This window comes from Microcoleus sp. Pol7_B2 (assembly GCF_036701035.1).
In the GTDB taxonomy this organism is placed as follows: Bacteria; Cyanobacteriota; Cyanobacteriia; order Cyanobacteriales; family Microcoleaceae; genus Microcoleus.
In genome coordinates this window covers 18,263-38,009 of the sequence record NZ_JAUBQB010000068.1, presented here as the reverse complement: position 1 = coordinate 38,009, position 19,747 = coordinate 18,263, and the positions used below count along the sequence as shown (strand labels likewise).

Annotated in this window: 14 protein-coding genes; 9 read left to right on the top strand and 5 right to left on the bottom strand. The window is 44.5% G+C overall.

Features of this window, described 5'->3' with window-relative positions; translation table 11 throughout:
* The first annotated feature begins 76 nt into the window (after positions 1–76).
* Positions 77–649 carry a class I SAM-dependent methyltransferase gene (locus QUA57_RS21745; protein ID WP_333251323.1) on the top strand — a complete coding sequence of 191 codons (573 nt, stop codon included), beginning with the start codon at positions 77–79 and terminating at the stop codon, positions 647–649.
* A 78-nt stretch (positions 650–727) separates the two neighbouring features.
* On the opposite strand, the gene QUA57_RS21740 is transcribed toward QUA57_RS21745, so the two are convergent.
* From QUA57_RS21740 to QUA57_RS21730, 3 genes are all read right to left on the bottom strand, one after another.
* On the bottom strand, positions 728–904 hold the full coding sequence (locus QUA57_RS21740; RefSeq protein ID WP_333063513.1) for a hypothetical protein: 177 nt from the start codon (positions 902–904) through the stop codon (positions 728–730).
* Positions 905–1,093: 189 nt separating this feature from the next.
* Positions 1,094–6,802 carry an AAA family ATPase gene (locus tag QUA57_RS21735; protein WP_333063514.1) on the bottom strand — a complete coding sequence of 1,903 codons (5,709 nt, stop codon included), beginning with the start codon at positions 6,800–6,802 and terminating at the stop codon, positions 1,094–1,096.
* Positions 6,803–6,976: 174 nt separating this feature from the next.
* Complete coding sequence (locus QUA57_RS21730) at positions 6,977–7,150, bottom strand: hypothetical protein (RefSeq protein WP_333063515.1); 174 nt, start codon at positions 7,148–7,150, stop codon at positions 6,977–6,979.
* Between the two features lie 88 nt (positions 7,151–7,238).
* On the opposite strand from QUA57_RS21730, the gene QUA57_RS21725 reads away from it, so the two are divergent.
* From QUA57_RS21725 to QUA57_RS21715, 3 genes are all read left to right on the top strand, one after another.
* The gene (locus tag QUA57_RS21725) at positions 7,239–7,460 is read left to right on the top strand and encodes a hypothetical protein (RefSeq protein WP_333037160.1); all 222 of its coding nucleotides are present in this window, start codon (positions 7,239–7,241) and stop codon (positions 7,458–7,460) included.
* Positions 7,461–8,057: 597 nt separating this feature from the next.
* A protein-coding gene (locus QUA57_RS21720; RefSeq protein ID WP_333063516.1) for an ISKra4 family transposase occupies positions 8,058–9,124 on the top strand; the annotation gives its coding sequence in 2 pieces (ribosomal slippage) (positions 8,058–8,226 and positions 8,226–9,124; 1,068 coding nt in all).
* A complete protein-coding gene (locus tag QUA57_RS21715) occupies positions 9,105–9,545 on the top strand; it encodes a hypothetical protein (RefSeq protein ID WP_333063517.1) in 441 nt (146 codons plus the stop codon). The genes QUA57_RS21720 and QUA57_RS21715 overlap by 20 nt, the downstream gene beginning before the upstream one ends.
* A 150-nt stretch (positions 9,546–9,695) precedes the next feature.
* Here QUA57_RS21715 and QUA57_RS21710 read toward each other — a convergent pair whose 3' ends face one another.
* The gene (locus QUA57_RS21710; RefSeq protein ID WP_333063518.1) at positions 9,696–10,445 is read right to left on the bottom strand and encodes a LuxR C-terminal-related transcriptional regulator; all 750 of its coding nucleotides are present in this window, start codon (positions 10,443–10,445) and stop codon (positions 9,696–9,698) included.
* 99 nt (positions 10,446–10,544) lie between these two features.
* Between QUA57_RS21710 and QUA57_RS21705 the strand changes: the two genes are divergently transcribed.
* Together QUA57_RS21705 and QUA57_RS21700 are read left to right on the top strand one after the other, a co-directional pair.
* Complete coding sequence (locus tag QUA57_RS21705) at positions 10,545–11,219, top strand: DJ-1/PfpI family protein (protein ID WP_333063520.1); 675 nt, start codon at positions 10,545–10,547, stop codon at positions 11,217–11,219.
* A 1-nt stretch (position 11,220) separates the two neighbouring features.
* Positions 11,221–11,649 (top strand): DUF6220 domain-containing protein, encoded by a 429-nt coding sequence (locus QUA57_RS21700; protein ID WP_333063521.1) that lies wholly within the window; start codon positions 11,221–11,223, stop codon positions 11,647–11,649.
* 470 nt (positions 11,650–12,119) lie between these two features.
* On the opposite strand, the gene QUA57_RS21695 is transcribed toward QUA57_RS21700, so the two are convergent.
* Complete coding sequence (locus tag QUA57_RS21695) at positions 12,120–14,630, bottom strand: ATP-binding protein (RefSeq protein ID WP_333063522.1); 2,511 nt, start codon at positions 14,628–14,630, stop codon at positions 12,120–12,122.
* 345 nt (positions 14,631–14,975) lie between these two features.
* Here QUA57_RS21695 and QUA57_RS21690 point away from each other — a divergent pair, with 345 nt between their 5' ends.
* The 3 genes from QUA57_RS21690 (at position 14,976) to QUA57_RS21680 (ending at position 19,710) form a co-directional block, all read left to right on the top strand.
* Positions 14,976–16,394 (top strand): hypothetical protein, encoded by a 1,419-nt coding sequence (locus tag QUA57_RS21690; RefSeq protein WP_333063523.1) that lies wholly within the window; start codon positions 14,976–14,978, stop codon positions 16,392–16,394.
* Between the two features lie 243 nt (positions 16,395–16,637).
* A complete protein-coding gene (locus QUA57_RS21685) occupies positions 16,638–16,817 on the top strand; it encodes a hypothetical protein (protein ID WP_333063524.1) in 180 nt (59 codons plus the stop codon).
* Between the two features lie 862 nt (positions 16,818–17,679).
* Positions 17,680–19,710 (top strand): bifunctional serine/threonine-protein kinase/formylglycine-generating enzyme family protein, encoded by a 2,031-nt coding sequence (locus QUA57_RS21680; RefSeq protein WP_333063525.1) that lies wholly within the window; start codon positions 17,680–17,682, stop codon positions 19,708–19,710.
* Positions 19,711–19,747 lie beyond the last annotated feature (37 nt).

The window sequence follows — 19,747 nt, the reverse complement described above, 5'->3', positions numbered from 1 at the left end:
AGGTACTGGAATAATAATGAATCCTCCTGTATTTATTGTTTTAAGCACTGCATAGCTCTTAACTGAACCGTATTGGATTCTGTGTGTCGGTGCGGGAACAGGCTTGGAATTGATTTATCTGGCTCAAGCGTTTCCACAGTGGCAGTTTACTGCGGTAGAGCCTGCGGCACCGATGCTTGACATCTGTCGCCAACGCGCCGAAGAGTGTGGTATCGCCTCACGTTGCACTTTTCACGAAGGCTATCTCGATTCACTGCCCGCATCGCACTCTTTCGATGCGGCGACTTGCCTTCTGGTTTCTCACTTCTTTATGCAACAAGATGAGCGGCGCAACTTTTTTAGTCAAATTGCTTCACGACTTTGCCCTAACGGATATTTGGTCAGTGCGGATCTAGCTTCCGATATGTCTACTTCAGCGTACCAAAGCCTTTCCGAGGTTTGGGTGCGAATGCTGAGGTATTCCGAAGTGCCTGCTGAGGAGATTGAAAAGTTTCGTGATTCTTATGGTCGAAATACTGCTGTGCTACCGCCAATTGAAGTCGAATCAATAATTGCCTCCAGCGGCTTTGATACACCCGTATTGTTCTTACAGACCCTTCTGATTCATGCCTGGTATGCTAGGCGAACACCACGCTCGCTAGAAGTGTAGTTATCAACAGCCGCTGAAAAATCTCGTGAAGTGGACTGACCAAAACCCAGTGTCAGATTGCAAAGTTTTCTGGAAGCCTCAGAACCGAGTCCCGCCGAAGAGCGATCGCAATACCCAATACTTTAAAATTACCATTTGGTCGATCGCCCTTCCATTCGGTATTGCGATCGCTCTTTTAGTTTCTAGCCTTATTGTTGTTATACGGAGAGTGCGCTCTATGTTAAGGGCGATCGCCCGGAGTAAGTGAGGTATCATATTTACAGTGTAACTGATAGCTATAATTTATAATTATGAACTTACTCCCGTTTAAAATATTCATAAATATGAATAGAATTAGAGGCGATGAGAAGGAATTGCGCCCAGACTTTTTCAAGATTTCTATTCATCACTAGAACTGCTCATTGTCTGTTTAGGACTACAGGAAATAGCAATAACAACTACTCATCAGGTTTGGCTTTGCAAAGCCAATTTTTGAGAGTCGTGTCTAATAGGAATCTGAATGATGAACTCTGCTCCCTGACCGGGATGAGAAACACAGTTCAACTGTCCCCGGTGTTTTTCTACCACAATCTGGTAGCTGATTGACAGCCCCAGACCCGTGCCCTTCCCTACGGGTTTCGTCGTGAAGAACGGGTCGAACAGCCGCCGGTTCACTTCCTCTGTCATACCGGGGCCATTGTCGCAAATGCGAATCACAACAAATTGGGGAGCTTTGCGGGTCGCGCCGAGCTTGGAGGAATCCACCTCAGCCGAAGAAGATGTAGAGCTTTTCGCAAGGGGGGGATTGGAAATCGGGGATTTTTCTTCTTGCCCATACCCCACTGAGGTGCGAATTGCGATCGTGCGCGCCCCCCTTTGGTCATGAAGAGTGTCAATCGCATTCGCCAGTAAATTTACAAACACCTGGTTCAGTTGGCCCGCATAGCACTCCACCAGCGGCAGCGGGCCGTACTCTTTAATTATTTGAATAGCAGGCTGGTCTAATTTGGCTTGCAGTCGGTGCTGCAAAATCAATAGGGTGTTATCGATGCCCTCATGGATATCGACCTCTTTCATTTCCGCTTCATCCAGTCGCGAGAAGTTTCGCAGGGAGAGGACAATTTCGCGAATTCGGTCTGCCCCCACCTTCATCGAATCCAGCACTTTGGGTAAGTCTTCCATCAAGAAATCTAATTCGATTGCCTCAATATCCTCAACAATCGCTGCTGTGGGATAGGGGTATTGTTCTTGATAGAGTTTCACCAGTCCTAGTATGTCTTCACAGTAAGTCCTGACGTGAGTTAGGTTGCCATATATGAAGTTAATCGGGTTATTGATTTCGTGGGCAACCCCTGCCACCATCTGTCCGAGGGAGGACATTTTCTCAGTCTGAATTAGCTGGGTCTGGGTGCGCTTGAGTTCTTGGAAAGAAAGCTCTAGTTGTTCGGCTTGTTTTTTTAATTGCGCTTCCGATAGTCGCAGAGCTTGCTCTATCTGAACGCGATCGCGAATTTCCTGACTCAGAAGCAGATTTTTTTCCTTTAATTCCTGCGTCCTCTCTTCCACCTTATGTTCTAAAGTCCGGCTGTAATCTTCTAATTGCTCATTGGCTTGTTTCAGGTTGTCAGTCGCCTCAGACAAATTGGCATAGAGTCGGGCATTTTCCAGGGAAATTGCCGCTTGAGAACAGAGCACGGTTAAAACTTCCAGACGATCGGGAGTAAACGCACTCCTTGTCAGATTATTTTCCAAGTAAAGCAGACCAATAAGCTTTCCTTTATGGACAACAGGCATACATAAAACAGACTTCGGTTGGGCGCGGACGATATAGCTATCCCTTGTAAAAATTCCCTCCTGGATCGCATCATTTAAAACCACATTTTTCTGAGTTCTAGCCACATAATTTAGGATAGAAAACGGCAGTTTTTGACTCATTTCTATCGGTGTGGATTGCAGCACTATTACCTCATCATTATCTATGCTTGCCGTCCCTTCTACTACCAGTTGACCATCTTTTTCTAAAATTAAGTAGCTTTTTTCAGCCCCAGCATTCTCAATCGCAATTTTCAATAACTTAGAAAGCAGACTTTCCAGAACAATTTCGCCAGAAATAGCTTGAGAAGATTTCATCACAGAGGCGAAATCCAGTGCTGCAAAACTCCCCGTAGTCGTCGAACACGTCGTCCGCGATACGTCGAAGCTGGCGGCTTCTTTAGTCAGTATTCGCGAGAAGAATTCAGGATATTCTTCTGATAAATCCTGCACTTTTGCTTTCGCTCCCCAGCGAACATAGCCATAGTAAGCATCCGTCAAATAAATCTCCGCTATCTTCTCCCGCCCGCGAGAAAAATAAAACTCCGCAGCCCGTTCATTAGCTAGGGCTTCTTCCTGAATGTATCCCTGTTCTCTGGCTCCTTGAATGCTAGCGTCATAATACTCCATCGCTTTGCCAATTTTACCCAATACCCGCGCTTTCTCCGCCTCCACTAATTCGTACTTATGCTGGAAGTTAGACGGGGCATGAAATGCCCATTTCTGCATTTTTTCTTGATTAGCTTCAACTAAGCTGATGTATTGCTGTTGTTCGGCGTCTGAAGCTTGAGGATAAACAGCGAGTAGAGCGAGGGAATAATAGAAGTTGTGAGGAGCAGAAACTACCATTCCCATCACGCTGACGGCGTGTTCGGCGGCTAAACTGGCATTGGCAACGGCATTCTTTGGTTCTTTAAATAGATATAATAGAATTGTCTTGGCTAGATAAGTTATAAACAGCAAAATTCTATTGTTAGTTTCAATAAAAACAGGCAACATTTGTGTTTCATTAAAACTTTTGCCTGCCAACTGACATTGGGTCTCAGATTCATTTTGAAGATTTAGCGTCAATTGGTGAAATATCTGGATGTAATAGATAGAATAATCTTGTTTTAGTTTGAGCGCTAAATCAAGATATTGCTCTTGTTCCTCTTCTACAATGTCTAATCGTTCGCCCGTTAAAAATATGCTCGCACAATAGACAGTAACACAATAACCGGCATATTCTATATCTCCAGTTTCCACTCCACTTTGAAACGCTGACAGTAAGGGGACTAAAGCTTTTTGAGCTGGCTCTTTCCAGTGTATAACCAAGCCATAAAATAATTGATTAACTTTACATTTAAGCGAGTTAGCATTAAATTTATTCAACAACGTTAATCCCAAGTTACCCGACTGATATGCGGCATCTATATCCCCTATTACCGAGCACAATATTACACTATAAAAAGCATACGCAAAAGCAGCAAAAGGCGAATGACCATACTCCATGCAGATTTTAACCAAAGTCACTGCAAGTGGGGTCAAAATTGCGGGATTAGCAGTAACAACAGGAGAAATAAGAGAAGTCAGTATACTTAAAGCCGCTATTTTGTAAGGGTCTGTCATCTCTGGGATATTGTCTAAGTCTGCGATATCTGGCAACTCAACCAGAAAATCCCCGTTACCCTCGTCATTTGACAAAGAAACACCCAGCATATCGAGCACTTGCAGCCCAGTATTAATGGCTTTTAACATCTGATTTTGGGCCATATAATACTGGATTTGTAGCTCGTATACTTTCACTTTTTCGAGCAGAGTGCTAGCTTGTTGCAGAACAACTTCAGCAAGAATTGCTGACTTTTCGTAATTGGTATTAATATATTCTGCTTCCACCGCTTCTACATAGAGTGCTAGTGTCAGATCGTAGTTACTCTGCCAACTGTTTTCTGCCAACAGTTCTAACCCTACTCTTAGTTGCGTGACAGCAGCTTCATAAGCTGACGCTGCTTTGGCTTTTCGACCAGCTATTAAATTTAATCGGGCTAGACGATCTTTTTTGGGCTGATCGGTGATGAAGTCAGCCCCAACATTTAACTGATTGACAATCTCAAAAATATTTTCTTCAATCTCGTCTGCTGGAGTATGCTGCAGTAGCAGTTCACCAATTTTTAGGTGGGTCTGTTGTTTCTGAGATTCGGGAATAAGAGAATACGCCGCTTGCTGCACCCGGTCATGGAGAAATTTGTAAGCGATAGGCGCGTGATGGCTGTAAGGCAAAGGACCAGGTGAGCATGATAGCAGAGGAGAATCTGGAGCTATTGTCTCATTTCCTTCCCTGCTCATTTCATCGGAGGTAAAAACGAGAGGGATTTTGTAGGCTTCGCTCAGGGGCAAAACCAAGCCAGCCTGAAGCGCTTCCCACAAATCAGTTGCCGTTTCCGACTGAGATTTTTCATTGACAATAGCCAAAACGTCTAAATTAAACTTGTCTCCAATACAGGCGGCTAATTTTAAGACCTCCTGCGTCTCCTCCGGGAGTTTTTGAATATTTCTGGCAATCAGTTCGACGACATTATAATCCGTGATGCCTACTGCTTGAATTTGGTTCAATGACCAATGCCAGCACCCAGCACTGAATTCAAAGGTCAATAGCTTTTCTTGATGCAGAGTAGCGAACATCTGAGTCAAGAAGAAAGGATTCCCCTGAGTTTTATTGAAAAGTAGCTCGGACAATTCAGAAATCCGGTTTCTCCGAGCGGAAGACTCATTCAGGGTATCCGCTACCAGCAAGCTGACGTTGCCAATATCCAAAGGACGGAGGGTGATATTATTTACAACCGCCCCATTCTTTTGAATCTCCTCCAACGTCAGCATCAACGGATGCGTCGGACTAACTTCATTATCTCGATAGGCTCCCATCAGCAGTAAATATTGGCTGTCAGGGTCACAAATAAGCAGATGAATCAACTTGAGCGATGCCGAATCTGCCCACTGTAAGTCATCCAAAAAGACGACGAGGGGGTGTGAGGGTTTAGTAAATACATGAATGAATTCTTTAAACACGCGATTAAAGCGATTCTCGGATTCAGATGGCCCTAATTGCGGAACAGCTATTTGAGGGCCGACAATCAATTCGACTTCGGGAATGACATCTACTATAACTTGACCATTGGAGCCTAATGCTTCTAAAAGTTGCTGTTTCCAAATCGCTAGTTTTTCCGAACTTTCGGTTAACAGATGTCGCATCAAGCCTGCGAAAGCTTGAATCAATGAAGCATAAGGAATATTTCGCTTTAATTGGTCAAATTTACCGGATATAAAATAGCCGCGCTGCCGGAGAATGGGTTTTTGAACTTCATTCACTAAGGAAGATTTGCCAATTCCTGAGTAACCGCTCACTAGCATCATTTCGCTGTTTCCGCCGGAGACTCGCTCAAAGGCTTCCATCAAAGTGGCTACTTCTTGCTCGCGGCCATATAGTTTTTGCGGGATAAGAAATTGTCCAAATTTATCCCTCTTACCAATGGGAAAGTTGCCAATTTTCGCATGCGTTTGCAGTTGATGACGGCACATTTCTAGGTCAGCTTTTAGCCCCAGGGCGCTTTGGTATCTGTCTTCAGCGGTTTTGGCTAATAATTTCATTACGATGTCAGAAATCGCTTCGGGAATCTCACCGATATGCTCATGGGGTGGCACTGGTCTTTTAGCGATATGGCAGTGAATTAATTCCAAGAGGTCGGTGGCTTGATGCGGCAGCTTCCCAGTCAGAATTTCATAAAAGGTAACACCTAATGAGTAAAAGTCGGTCCGGTAGTCAATTGAGCGATTCATCCGCCCGGTTTGCTCTGGAGACATATAGGCGGGGGTGCCTTCTAGCAAGTTGGGATTGCTGAGGCTCTGGTTTTCTCGCTCTAGGTACGTGGAAATGCTAAAATCTATGATTTTAATTTTATCTGTTTTGGAATTGATAATGATATTCTGCGGTTTAATATCTTTATGGATAATCTTATTTTCATGCAGTTGAGCTAGGGTCTCTGCCAAATGAATTGCCAGACTTAGAAATTCGCTTATTTCAAGGTGTTTAGCTGCGATTAGGTTTTTCAGAGATTTTCCCCCAAAATCTTCTAATATCAGCGCCAGACCGTTATTATGCTTTTGTAAAGAGTGAGCTTTGACAATCCCTGCCATGTCAAGAGTTTTGAGGATTTTATATTCATGTCTCAACCGCGCGATTTCTTCTATTGTGGGATACTCGGCTTTGAGGGTTTTTACTATAACCTGAGTTTGCTCCGACTCCCGAACCCCCCGATAAATAACTGTATTGACACCTTCATGAAGCGGCAACGATAATAGTTTGTAACCGGGCAGCGTGGTTTTCATATTCGTTTTTTCCATGAGTACGATTATTCTGGCCTAGAATTGATAGAGGGAAATCGGAGACGGCGATGTTCGATCGCCTGTTGGGAAAAATTAAACGAGCAGGGAATCAGCTTATTAGCAAGTGGCAATATTTTATCCGCTCATTCAATGCTAAAGTGCATCAGGGTCGGATATTTATCTATAATACTTCTGCTGGAGTTGGACAAGTAAGAAGGCGCATTCACCTAAATTATCCGATCGCACTAACTCAATCATCTGTTTAAACGTCTCTCGCTGTACTTCGCACAGATGCTTAAAGTTTTCAGAACTCAGGTTTTTTACATCCCAGTAGCTTACCTGTTTCAGCATGAATTATTCCAACTTACTATTATACATCCTACTACCACATATTTGCAGCACTGCGACCGAGCGCTAGTGTTCGCGTCGTGCGAAACATTTGTATGAGAGCAGCATACCCCCAAAAATTGAGTTAGAAGATAATATTGGCAAGATGGTCATCCTTGATATAGAAACAGGCGACTCTAAAGTTGATGAAAATGGTTTACACGCTGCTGATTACCTGAGTGCGAAACATCCAAATGCTAGACTCTTGGGTATCCCTATTGGATATAAACTTGCTGCATCTGTAGGTAGTGTCATTGAGCGTCTCTCTAAGTAATTTCACGTATGGTAGGTGATAGATAGGCTAAACTTAATTTTATTGGATTTTGCTTGAAAGTCAAGCTGTTAGAGTTGGAATTCATAAGAACGTTGACTGCGGTGGTTCCGAAAGACTCTTACCCTGATTTATATGTAATCTATGTTCCCGGTTTCTAAGAGAGCGCATTCTCAAGGAGAAACTTTAGACCACATACAAGCGAACTTACGTGAAGCGAGTAAAATGTGGTTGGAAGATGAGAATCGAGCATTAAATCGACCTTCTATTCACTACGAGGTTCACTTAAGTACGAGCGCTCTTTTAGTATTTACCCTTAATTATTCTAGTTTCTAGAGTTGCTAGGATAGCAGCGAATGCTAACCGGACTGCAACTCATGCTAAAAACCATCGAAGGTATTTGCATCACTTGCCAAACAACCCTATAAGGGATCATCATAATCTTGATGATTGTTTCGTTTCATTTTTATAACTAAGCTAATATGCGATCGCTTGTCTTGACTCTAGCTCTCATAGGGTGCATCTCAGTTTTGCAAATCCCTGAAAAAATAGCTAAAATGAAAAAGCTAGTAAAACCGTAAAAAAAACGATGAGGCGAAAATGACACCCGAAGATAAACAGCAGCTAAAAGCATACTTAAAAGGGGCAGCCAAAATTCTTTACAGAAATACAGAGCCAACGGAACTCTCAAGTTTTGAAAGTATCGAAAAATCTCTACGTCAGAAAATGTTAGAAGAAGTAGGGTCCGAACTAGCTACCTTTTTTTTTAAACAAGATCAGGAATTAAAACCGGAAGACGCCGCACCGTAAAATCATTAATCGGGTTGCTGAATATGACAGACAATCAGGCGGAATATTTCGGGTTAAAGCCTTATAGTCAAGTCAGTCCAATGATGGAAAAGTGTGCTCTGATAATCAGGGCCAACGAGTCTTATCAAAAAGGAGAAAAAGATTTAGAAACATTCACAGCAATCCGAGTCGCTCATAGTACATTGCAAAGAATGGTAAAGATCCAAGATTTTGAATTACCTACATCTAAACAAGGAGTTCAAGAAATCACATTAGATGGAGGAAAAGTTAGGCTACGTAACGAAAAAAAGGGTGAACCCTGTTATTGGAAAGATTATAAAGCCCTGTGTTTAGATAATGTTTATTGCGGAGCATTTTTTCAAAACAATCAAGATTTTATTGATTGGAGTAACAGCCAAAAATTGCTGCATCCTATATATTGTATAGGAGATGGGGATCCCGGAATTTGGAACCTCTTTCAAGAAATAGGAGGCCCTGAACAAAGACAAGAAATCTTAGATTGGTATCATCTGAAAGAAAATCTCTATAAAGCGGGGGGTTCACTGAAACGATTAAAGCAAGCAGAAAATCTGTTGTGGTCAGGTCAAGTCAATGAAGTTATCAATTTATTTAAAGAGTTGAAAAGAAAAGGATTTAAAACCTTTTGCAATTATTTAGAGTTCCATCGCAACCGAATAGTTAACTACCGATACTATAAAGAAGAATCTTTAAGTTCTATCGGTTATGGAACAGTGGAATCAACGATTAAACGAATTGGACTGAGAGTGAAACTATCGGGAGCGCAGTGGAATATCGAGAGTGTTTCCTCTATCCTTTCTCTGCGCTGTGCTTATCTCAATGGTCAACTTTCCGCTTGATGTATTTGCAAAAGTGAGATGCACCCCTCTCATATGTTTAGCCACCCCCGCTGTTGCCACAACCTGCGAGGAAAGCTTTCAAAAAAAGGGGGACTTTTTGAATGGTGCCGCCTTTTCTGCACGTGTTCAGGTTGAGGGGTTATCGATAGAGAGAGCATTTTCCCAATTAGGACCCATTTTGCCTCGCGAAGGCATCAAGACTCTCAGCACGGATCTGAACTTAGGTGTAATGAAAGCCGAAAATCCCGCCACAGCATTTCAGCGTGCTTTGCCAATTGATGTATTTGCCTCAATGGACGGCAATCTATTAAATGTTGAGATGATCTTTACCCTTCCCAGTGGGGTGGGTGCAAGTAAAGACACGGTAAAGGGATACTTGTGTGGTGCACTAAATCAATTGTTGCCCCAAACTACAAAGTAATATCTAATCATTCATTTGATGAATTGTAGTTTCCAACACTCGATCGCAATACCCCATACTTCAAAATTATCAGTAGAGCGATCGCTCTTCAATTAAGTGCGTTAGCGAAGCCCTCGAAGAGGATCGCTCTTGGGGTTTCTAGCGTTAAGTTTATTGGTGGATGTTCTGCATCAAGTTGGATGGAGACATTTTTACGCTTGGCAAATGGTGTTTTGTCGCGGAAAGCTGTGCAACCATTTCTGCACGAGACGAAACCTCAAGCTTACGGAACATTCGCTTCAAAGCTTGCTTCACTGAATTCTCAGTAATCCAAAGTTCCCTCCCGATTTCTGCGTTGGTTCGCCCCAAAGCAACCAATTCGGCAATTTGCAATTCACGAGGCGTTAGGCGTGAGGTCTTGAAAGGTTGGTGTTGCGATTCCCTACGGGATAGCTTCGCTTCCCGCACTGTTGCCGCCCAAACAGACAAGTGCAAACAAATCGCACTCAAATCCGCTAGATTTTCTGTATCGAAGGCCGGCATTGACCGATCGCGCGTACAACCCACTACACCCATTAATTGACCGCGACTGACAATCGGTCCCGCCATCACGTGCCAATGATCGGGTCGGGGACAAATTATTGTCCAAACCTTGGGAGATGCCACCAATGCTTCATGGACAGGAGCGTGACGTTCCGCTAAATAACGCACAACAGGATTGTGTTCGATCGATAGCCCAACTTTCAGTATTTTCTGAAGATTACTATCTACCAAGGGCAGTTGATCGAAGAAAAAGATTCCCGATCTTTTAGCTGCAAAATACTCACCGATTTTGGGCACGACTTGCGATCGCAAATCTTGTTCGTCCTTTACCTGGTCGATCGCTTCAAATAAAAGCTGCAAGGGACTTTTCATAGTCATGGTGTCAAAAAGAGTACCCGATCGAGGACTAGGCGAAGTCGGTTGCTACTTTTATTATAAGGACAGATTTAATCGCAATCGCCCCAAGGAGATGAATTCATGACTGACTCACAAAAGCATATCATTGGTTTGGTATTTTATCCTGGCATGGCATCGCTGGATATGGTGGGACCCCAGCAAGTTTTTAGTGCGTTGCCAGGTGTCCAGATTCATCGGATCTGGAAAACGCTAGATCCGATTAAAACCGATGACGGCATGATGGTTTTGCCTGATACCACCTTTGAAAATTGCCCGCGCTTGGACGTTATCTGTATTGGCGGCGGCTTGGAGCAAGGGGCAGTAGAAGACGATCCAGAGATACTAGCATTTCTTCGCAAACAAGGCAGCACCGCCAAATTTATCACTTCTGTCTGCGGTGGATCGGTATTTCTGGCGAAAACCGGACTGCTGTTCGGCTATCGAGCGGCGACTCACTGGGCAATGCGCCAACAACTCGCAAAGTTGGGCGTTGAGGTTGGCACAGAGCGCATAGTAATCGATCGCAATCGTATTACTGGTGGAGGCGTGACAGCAGGTATCGATTTTGCCCTGACGATCGCTAGCATCCTTTGTGGTGAGGAAGTAGCCAAGATTATTCAACTATTACTGGAGTACAATCCCGCCCCGCCATTTGATGTCGGTTCGCCAGAAAAAGCGGGGGCTGAGTTGGTCGATAAGGCAATCTTATTTTTGCAGGGGATATCGAGTTTAGAAGTAGCAAAACAGGAAGTTTGACATGACCACAACTTCGGAAATCGATCGCGATCGTACTCCCAGAAATTGGGTACAGATAGGTTTTTATACAACTTCAATCGTCTTTAACCTCTGCTTGATTGCTCAGTTATTAACAGTTGGAGTTGCCTACTTCAATGACCCTTCCTGGTGGAATATTCATGTTTGGCTAGTGCGAGGCTATTGTGGATTGTCATTAATATTATGGGGATGGTCATCGCTCGCCCCATTCTCACGCAAAATACGACATCTCGCTGCCACTCTACCTGTGCTGCTTGGGCTGCAATTTGTCAGCATTCATCTCAAAACGCCTCTCCATCTAGAGGTGTTCCATCCTCTGATTGGATTTTCGCTCCTCTATGTTTCTTCAACCCTTGTACACAGCACATCGCGCATTTTATCACCCACCAACCATCAGAATGAGCAAGCTTGAGATTTAGAAATGACGCAAGATGCAATCTTTACTCCCTTCTTTGCAACAGTGCAGCACTTATCCACTTTGGCACAATTGATTAACCTCGCTCAAATGAGCTAGAAGTTATCAACAGTCGCCGAACAATGAGGGTGCAGCGGAAAGCCCACCCTGTTTCTGCGTGTGTGTTTGGGGTCTTGCAGGGCGGTCTGCCACTGAACCAAGTCGTTAGATCGCGATCGCAATACCCAATACTTTAAAATTGCCAGTAGAGCGATCGCCCTTCAATTCTGGGCGTTAGCGAAGCCCTCGAAGAGGATCGCTCTTGGGGTTTCTAGCGTTTTTGTTCTGCGAAGATTGCGATTTTTGATGGGGCGATCGCACTTCTAAGATTCTTACGGCTTCAGATCGAGCAGTTGGCGGTAATTGACACCCTGATTGATTATTGTACCGTCTCAGATTGTTTGAGGGCTGCACTGAACGCGAAGTGGTTAAGATTCAGCAGCGATCGGGAATGCTGAAATTGTCTGTTGCCGAATGGGGATCTGAATCACAAACTCAGTACCTGAGCCAGGTGTAGAAAAACACTTGATTTTACCGCGATGTTTTTCAGTAATGATTTGATAACTAATCGACATCCCCAAACCCGTACCTTTACCGATGGGTTTGGTCGTGAAAAACGGGTCAAAAATGCGCTGCTTCACTCGGTCTGGCATACCGATTCCGTTGTCAGCGATCGCAACCTCCACCCATTGATGGTCAATCGCAGAAGTCCGAATCGTAATCTGGTTCGGGGTGTCTTTAAGCTCCTGATAGGAGCGTTTGCTATTCATCTCTTCTAGGGCATCCAGAGCATTAACCAAAATATTCATGAATACCTGATTGAGTTGTCCGGGGAAACATTCCACCTTCGGCAATGTGCCATAGTCTTTGATCGTTACCACGCCTGGACACTCTGGTTTATCTTTGAGTCGGTGTTGCAAAATCAGCAATGTACTTTCAATTCCCTCATGAATATCAACATCTTTGAAGTCTGCTTCATCCATACGAGAAAAGTTTCGCAACGAGAGGACAATACCGCGAATTCGCTCGGTCCCTACCCTTAGAGATGAAATTATCTTTGGGATATCTTCAGTGAGGAATTCCAACTCGATTTCCTCTGCCATTGCTTGCACGTCTGGATCGTTGCTGGGATGGCGCTGTTGATAGAGTTCTATCATCTGCAGCAGATTTTGGGTATATTCGTCCAGGTGGGTGAGATTACCGTGGATGAAGTTGACCGGGTTATTGATTTCATGGGCAATTCCCGCAACCAACTGTCCCAAGCTAGACATTTTTTCGCTTTGGATAACTTGCATCTGGGCTTTTTTCAGTTCGTTTAGGGTCCTCTCCAGTTCTTTAGCTTGCGCGGTTGAGGAAATAGCTAATTCTTCGATCGCAGCAACCTGGGGCAGAGTTGTCCAGCAAGCAATCGCTACTCCCACAAATGCCAACGTCATCAACACAATAATCATCAGATAGGGATTGTTGGTTCCGACTTCTACCCGCAGCCAAGATCTGATCAGCCAACTGATTGTCGCTGCACTACAAATCAGCGTAATCAAAACTCCGATCTGAAGCACTACAAAATCTTGGTTTTCAGGATGGTTTAGTGGCTTGGCATGGAGTCGATCCCACCACGGTAAGTGCAAAGGTGTCCAAGGAATCCGCCGAATTGCAGCGTCGATCACGATCAGTGCTAACGGCAACAGCAACCCGAGAGCAAAATCCATCCATCCCCAGGCAACACCACCCACCACCAGGGAAATGAACTCCACCACCAGTAATGCTAAGGATAGTCGCCCCCAACGCACTACTGGATCGTTGCGCTGCATCCACAGCCCTAAGTGCAACCCCATGATAGAAATGAAAAAACTCACCCCTGACACCACGATAATTCGAGTGGTGTTGCCCCATACTAAAAATCCTAAACTACAGATAAAGGTTAGCAGCAGCGCGGGTTCTAGGGCACCCCGACGGGACACTGCGCCAAACACTGGAGACAACAGCCCATCCTGCGCGAGTTGAAAAAGGATGCGGGGCGTATTGCAAACGCTAGTCGCAGAGCCCAACAAACAGCTAGCCGCAACCAGCAATGTGACTATGACAGGGGCAGCGTCTCCCCAGAAAGGCTTGGCAGCCACCAAGAATTTGCCGTACAAATTGCCTTCTAAACCCGCAGCGGTTGCCAACTGCACCAACACTAAAGTGCCACCCACAAACACCAGAGGCATGAACCAGGCAACCCAAGACAGGGCCTTGAGGGTGTCTTTTGGGTGGAGACTGTCTGCTACAAAGGATGAAGCTGTGTCGCAGCCATAGAAGCTATAAGCGGCAAACAAGTACCATTTCAGCCAGTCCTGGACACTGATGGCATCAATGCTGCTGGGCAAGAGTCCGGGGCTTTGGGGCGAAAAGGCAAGCCAGCCTAAACCCTGAACGCAGAAGAGGAGTAAAAAGCCGATCGAAGGAAAGACAAAAAAGAGGTGCAGAATGGCGACGGCGCGGGTGCCACTGAATGCTAAAAAGTAAGCGATCGCAGTAAAACCGATCTCAAACACTTTTTCTGGAATATTCAGCCCCATCGGTTCTAAATGGAATTGGATCAAATCTGTGATGACGATCGCATTAATGGGCGGAAACGAAACCCATCCCAAGTAGTAGGCAATCCCCAAGTAGCGGGAAAGGGCAGGGTAACGATGGAGCAATCGCGTGATGTAATTTGGTGTTCCTCCAGATACATCTGGATATTTCTCACCCAAACTCTGAACTTGAAGGTTAAACAGAATTCCGACGATAACACCAGGAATCCAAACCAACAGCGATGCGGAGCCAATTTCTGCTTGCATCGACGGCGCTAAGGTAAACCACATCAGATATCCAACCACACTAAACCCCCAAGCTTCCGCAGAGGACATGGTGCGCCGGAGGCGATTCAGAAATGGTACACGATCTATTTCCATAACAAGCAGATAGGGGTAATCATATTGTGATACAATTGCAATTTTTGCAGTCAATAAAAAACAAATATCTAGTGTTTCCTCCTAGGGATTAAAATTATCAGCTCGATCTGATGTAGTGGTGAAAAATTGAGGCAATGAGTTGAGGTTGCTAGCAATCGCAATACTCAATACCAAATACTTCAAAATTACCTACGGGCGATCGCCAAATGAATCTCGCCAATTGATCCAATTCGTCTTAACAATATTTAATTTTTAAAAGTATCGAGAACGGGCAATTTGAGAAGACAATGGTTTAAATTGATTCTGGCGCTCATATTCAGGTGCGATCGCGCGAAGGAGGAGTTTATGGGCATTCAAGACCCATCGTTCAGACGGAAAAAGTGCCTCAAATTTCTGGGTGGTTCGGCTGTTGGGTTGGCGGGAATGCTTGCAGTCTGGATTGTGGGTGGCAACTATATCGCCTCTGTGCAGGAAAAAGAAATCGAGCAGGATTTAGCAGCATTTGCCCAACAGTTTCCCAAAACAGAGCCGAATGATGTGGCGTTGAAGCTGGCGCCGTCCCTCGCTAAAGTGGGACTCAATGCAGCCTGGGGAAGTTTCTCTCAAGAATTAAATCAGTACCTAGACGCTGAGATTGCCAACCCAAACGATACCATAAATCCACCTTCAGAAAAATTACAGCGCTATCTCGCCTCCAAGCAAACGGCTTTAGCAGAACTTCGCCAGCAGGTTTTAAATAATGAAGGGCCGCACTGGGGAACAGATATTACCTGGATTGTGGAAGGAGATGTTACGGTTCGCCTACCCCCTTATTTAGGGCAGGTTAATTTCCAACGAGTTTTAGCCCTAGACATTCTAGAAAAATACCGTAAAGGTCAGAGGGAAGCAGCAGCAGAAATGCTGGAAGTATCCTGGAAAATCAACCAGCCTTTAACAGAAAGCCCCCTCCTACTCGCTCAACTTGTGGGTTTGATTGTGACTAAATATCCAGCAGGGGTGATGCGGAAAGTCGATCGCCTTCCGGCCCAGTGGCAGCAGCGCTTGCTGGAACGCGATTACCGCGAATCGATATTGACATCCTTGCAGGGAGAATATTTGTCTAAGTTCAAATTTTCGCAAGACTTCGTTTGGAAATACTCGTGGTCTTCGATAATAGAAGCATCAGGCGCTTCTAGTGGTCAGGGCATACTTTCACTACTTCAGACATTTCCGAGGGAAATTAACGCTCCCCCAACTTTACAAGAAAAAATCTTAGAGTGGACTTTATCTCATGTCCTGGTGTGGTTCAAGCCGGCGATCAAACCTTATGTTCGCTTTTGTGCGATCGATACTTATCACGCCTATAAACGATCGGTTGCAGCATCTCGCCAGCACAATTTTTGCGCTTCTGATTCAGCCCCGGCAAAGGACTTCGCGTGGTGGAATTATATAGGTAGGACATCTACAAATTTACCCAGCCAAACCAGTAAAGCAGCCAAATCTATGCTGGATTTGGAACTGACTCAGAAAATTCTGCAAGTCAAAGCACTAGCAGCCAAAGCCGGAAAATGGCCGCCATCGGTTCCCGAGATGAAGTCATCTATTTGTCCGGGGGCAAAATGGCTGTATCGCGTTGCTCCGGATGGTACGATGTCGCTCTCGTTTAGCGAGAAACCCAAATGGTTGGAGGAGAGATTAAAGAGCAACAGAGGGCTACCATTTACCTATAGCGACAAGACACCGCCGCAGCTCAAAAACCGAGCCTCTACCCGACCAAAGCGATGATGGCACATCCCCAACGACAGTTTGCGACCTTCATCACCGTTGCCGTTCTCAGCAGCACGTTCGCGCTGGCAACCCTTGGCGAAGCCTCGGGAAAAAGTGCCTCAGATCCCGAGATTTCCACCTACATCAAAAAGTTAAAAACCGATTGTTAGAGATGCTGAAAGATGCTGTTCAGGGTTGGTTTGAAGTCGCCAGTCAAAAAAATGAACTTGCGCCGGAGAAACAGTTAATTGAGTTATCTCTATGAAAGATGTTGCTGGCAAAGCACTCTGCAATATCTTTAAGCAACATAATTTTAAGCTAAAAATAACCGCTTTATCTAGTTATAATGGTCTTTGGCTATCCCTCCCTAATAATTATTCAATTTTTCTGGTTGTATTTATTAATAAAAATGAAAAAATAAAATCATTTCTAGTGCTATGAAAGGGTTGATTCAATATCTTTACGAAATCAAATTAGATAAAGCTATTCTCTGGTGCTATCTCATTTGGTATATTATAGTAGTTTGTTTTCATTTTGATCCTTCGCTTAAAATATGGATCAATTCAATTGGTATAAATGCTGTAATCGGTACGGGTCTGATGCTAAGTGTTTCTTCTAGTAAAGGCAAAAGAGATCATTGGCAGGCATTCAGGTTATATTTCATGCCATTTTGTGTTTCAAGTTTCTCTGCCTTGATTAAAGACCAGGGATTTATCATATTTATATCACCAAATATCACCAAAACAATAGTATCAGTATCATGCTATGGTCTGTTTTTGTTACTTATTTTAGTAGTCAAAGTATTCAAAAATAAAGTTATTTAGCGCGCTTAGAAAATTGGTGGAAGCAGTATAAATATGACATTTTAGGTTGAAATTACCCCGATCGCCTTTAAGGGCGATCGAGCTGGTAGAATTCTTACGCCCCGATGAAGCGATGGAATTGCTTTCTTTGTTTATAGTCGGATAGTTCTTTGAGCGCGATCGCTTTTTGGTTGGGCGATCGCCAAGTTGTACTATACTGGCCTCTGTAAAGCAATTACCAAGATCCCCAGACGAATATCGGCGGTAAGCGGGTTGCTAAAATCGGTTGATCTGGCTGGCATTTTCGGCCCTCAAATCGCTTTCTTTGGATTAATTGGCATTTTAAATTATGCTTTCTACTTTCTCACTTGGGGCTACACAAGCGGGGGGTAATGCCCTCCCTACGGTCAATTGTCAATAACCAATTATTAATTGTTAGGATTCCATGAGGAAGCCAAAAAGATATATCATAATCTTAACCAGATCATTTCTTCCCAGATATGTTCTACTGTTCTAATCCCAGGTGTTCTCATCCTTTCAATCCCGACAACTCTAAATTTTGTCAAAGTTGCGGCCAGTCCGACCTCACGCCTCTCTTCAGAAACCGCTACCGCGTGATTCGACTGTTGGGCGAAGGGGGATTTGGGAGAACTTATGAAGCGGTAGATACGGATCGCATGGACGATCCCTGCGTAATTAAGCAGTTTGTACCCCAATTTCAAGGAACCTCAGCACTTGAAAAAGCCTCACAATTGTTTAAAGAAGAAGCGAAACGACTTTACGAACTCGGTGAACATCCCCAAATTCCTCGATTAATTGCTTATTTTGAACAAGACAAGCGACTTTATTTAGTACAAGAGTTGATTGAGGGGCAAACTTTACTAGCAGAATTAACTCAGCAGGGTGTTTTTAGCGAAGAAAAAATTTGGCAGTTGTTGGCAGATGTACTGCCGATTTTGAAATTTGTGCACGATCGCCATGTCATTCACCGAGACATCAAACTTGAGAATATCATGCGGCGCCGCACCTCTGTTAGCTCCTCCCTGCCAAAGGCGGGAAATTTTCGGAATTCAGCTTTCCGAAAGGGAGGGCGGGGAGAGTTAGTTTTGATAGATTTCGGCATTTCCAAACAAGTGACGGGCTCCCTAATGAGCAAAGTAGGCACGACGGTAGGAACGCCCGGATATTCCCCTGTAGAACAAATGCGCGGTCAAGTTTTCCCCGGTAGCGATTTGTACAGTTTGGGAATAACTTGCCTGAGACTGCTAACTCAATGTTTGCCAAAAGTTGACGGTTCAGATGACCTTTATGACCCGATCAACGGTTCCTGGATTTGGAGAGAACGGTTGCCAGCCGGCACAAAAATCAGCAGCGAGTTGACAAAAATTTTAGATAAGTTAATTGAAGATTATCTCAAAAATAGATATCAATCGGCTGATGAAGTAATCAAAGCTTTAAATCTCTATTCTTTACCTCCCCAACCCCATTTTGTCAAGGGAGGACAACTTGCTTTAAATTCTGCTGTGACAAAGGGAGGGCAACTTGCTTTAAATTCTGCTGTGACAAAGGGAGGGCCACTTGCTATTAATACTCCGCTCAATCAAAGCGGGCAAATCAATAGCAATATCTCTGTCAATCCCAGGGGAAAATCCAACACCAATCCACCCCCCAACAAGGCACCGCAGAGAATTTCCGCTGTGAAAAGCACTTTTGAATTTCAAGTGGTGACAGTAGACAAGCGCGGGAAGCAAACTAATGTTAACAGCGGGCAAGCGGGTTTTTTTGAAGAACATCTTGGTAGCAGTACACTGCTGGAAATGGTATCTGTTCCTGGCGGTACTTTCCTCATGGGTTCTCCAAAAAATCGGGGTGACAGCGACGAAAAACCGCAGCACCCAGTAACTTTAGGATCTTTCTATATTAGCAAATTTCCAGTCACTCAGGCCCAGTGGAAAGCAGTTGCGGCGCTGCCGGAAATTAAAATATTTCTCAATCCCGATGCTGCCCGTTTTAAAGGGGGAAATCGACCTGTAGAAAATGTATCTTGGTACGAGGCAGTGGAGTTTTGCGATCGACTTTCTCGCAAAACTGGTAAGAATTATCGCTTGCCTAGCGAAGCGCAATGGGAATATGCTTGCCGGGGGCAAACTACGGGGCCGTTTCACTTTGGGGAAACGATTACCAGCGAGTTAGCCAATTACAACGGAAATTCTAATTACGCTGACGCGCCCAAGGGAGTTTATCGCTTTCAAACGACAGATGTGGGCAGTTTTAAACCTAATGCTTTCGGATTGTACGATTTCCACGGAAATGTTTGGGAATGGTGCGCTGATTCTTGGCACAATAATTATAACGGTGCGCCTGCGGATGGTAGCGTTTGGGAGTCTGACGGGGACTCTTCGCTGAGGTTGTTGCGGGGGGGTTCTTGGAACGATCATCCTCCGAATTGTCGCAGCGCGTGTCGCCTCAGATATCAGCCCGATTGCAAGGCTAGTATTGTTGGTTTTCGAGTGGTTGTTTCTGTTGTTTAAGAATGGCGATTCCCTTGGGATAGTTCCGCTTCACAAA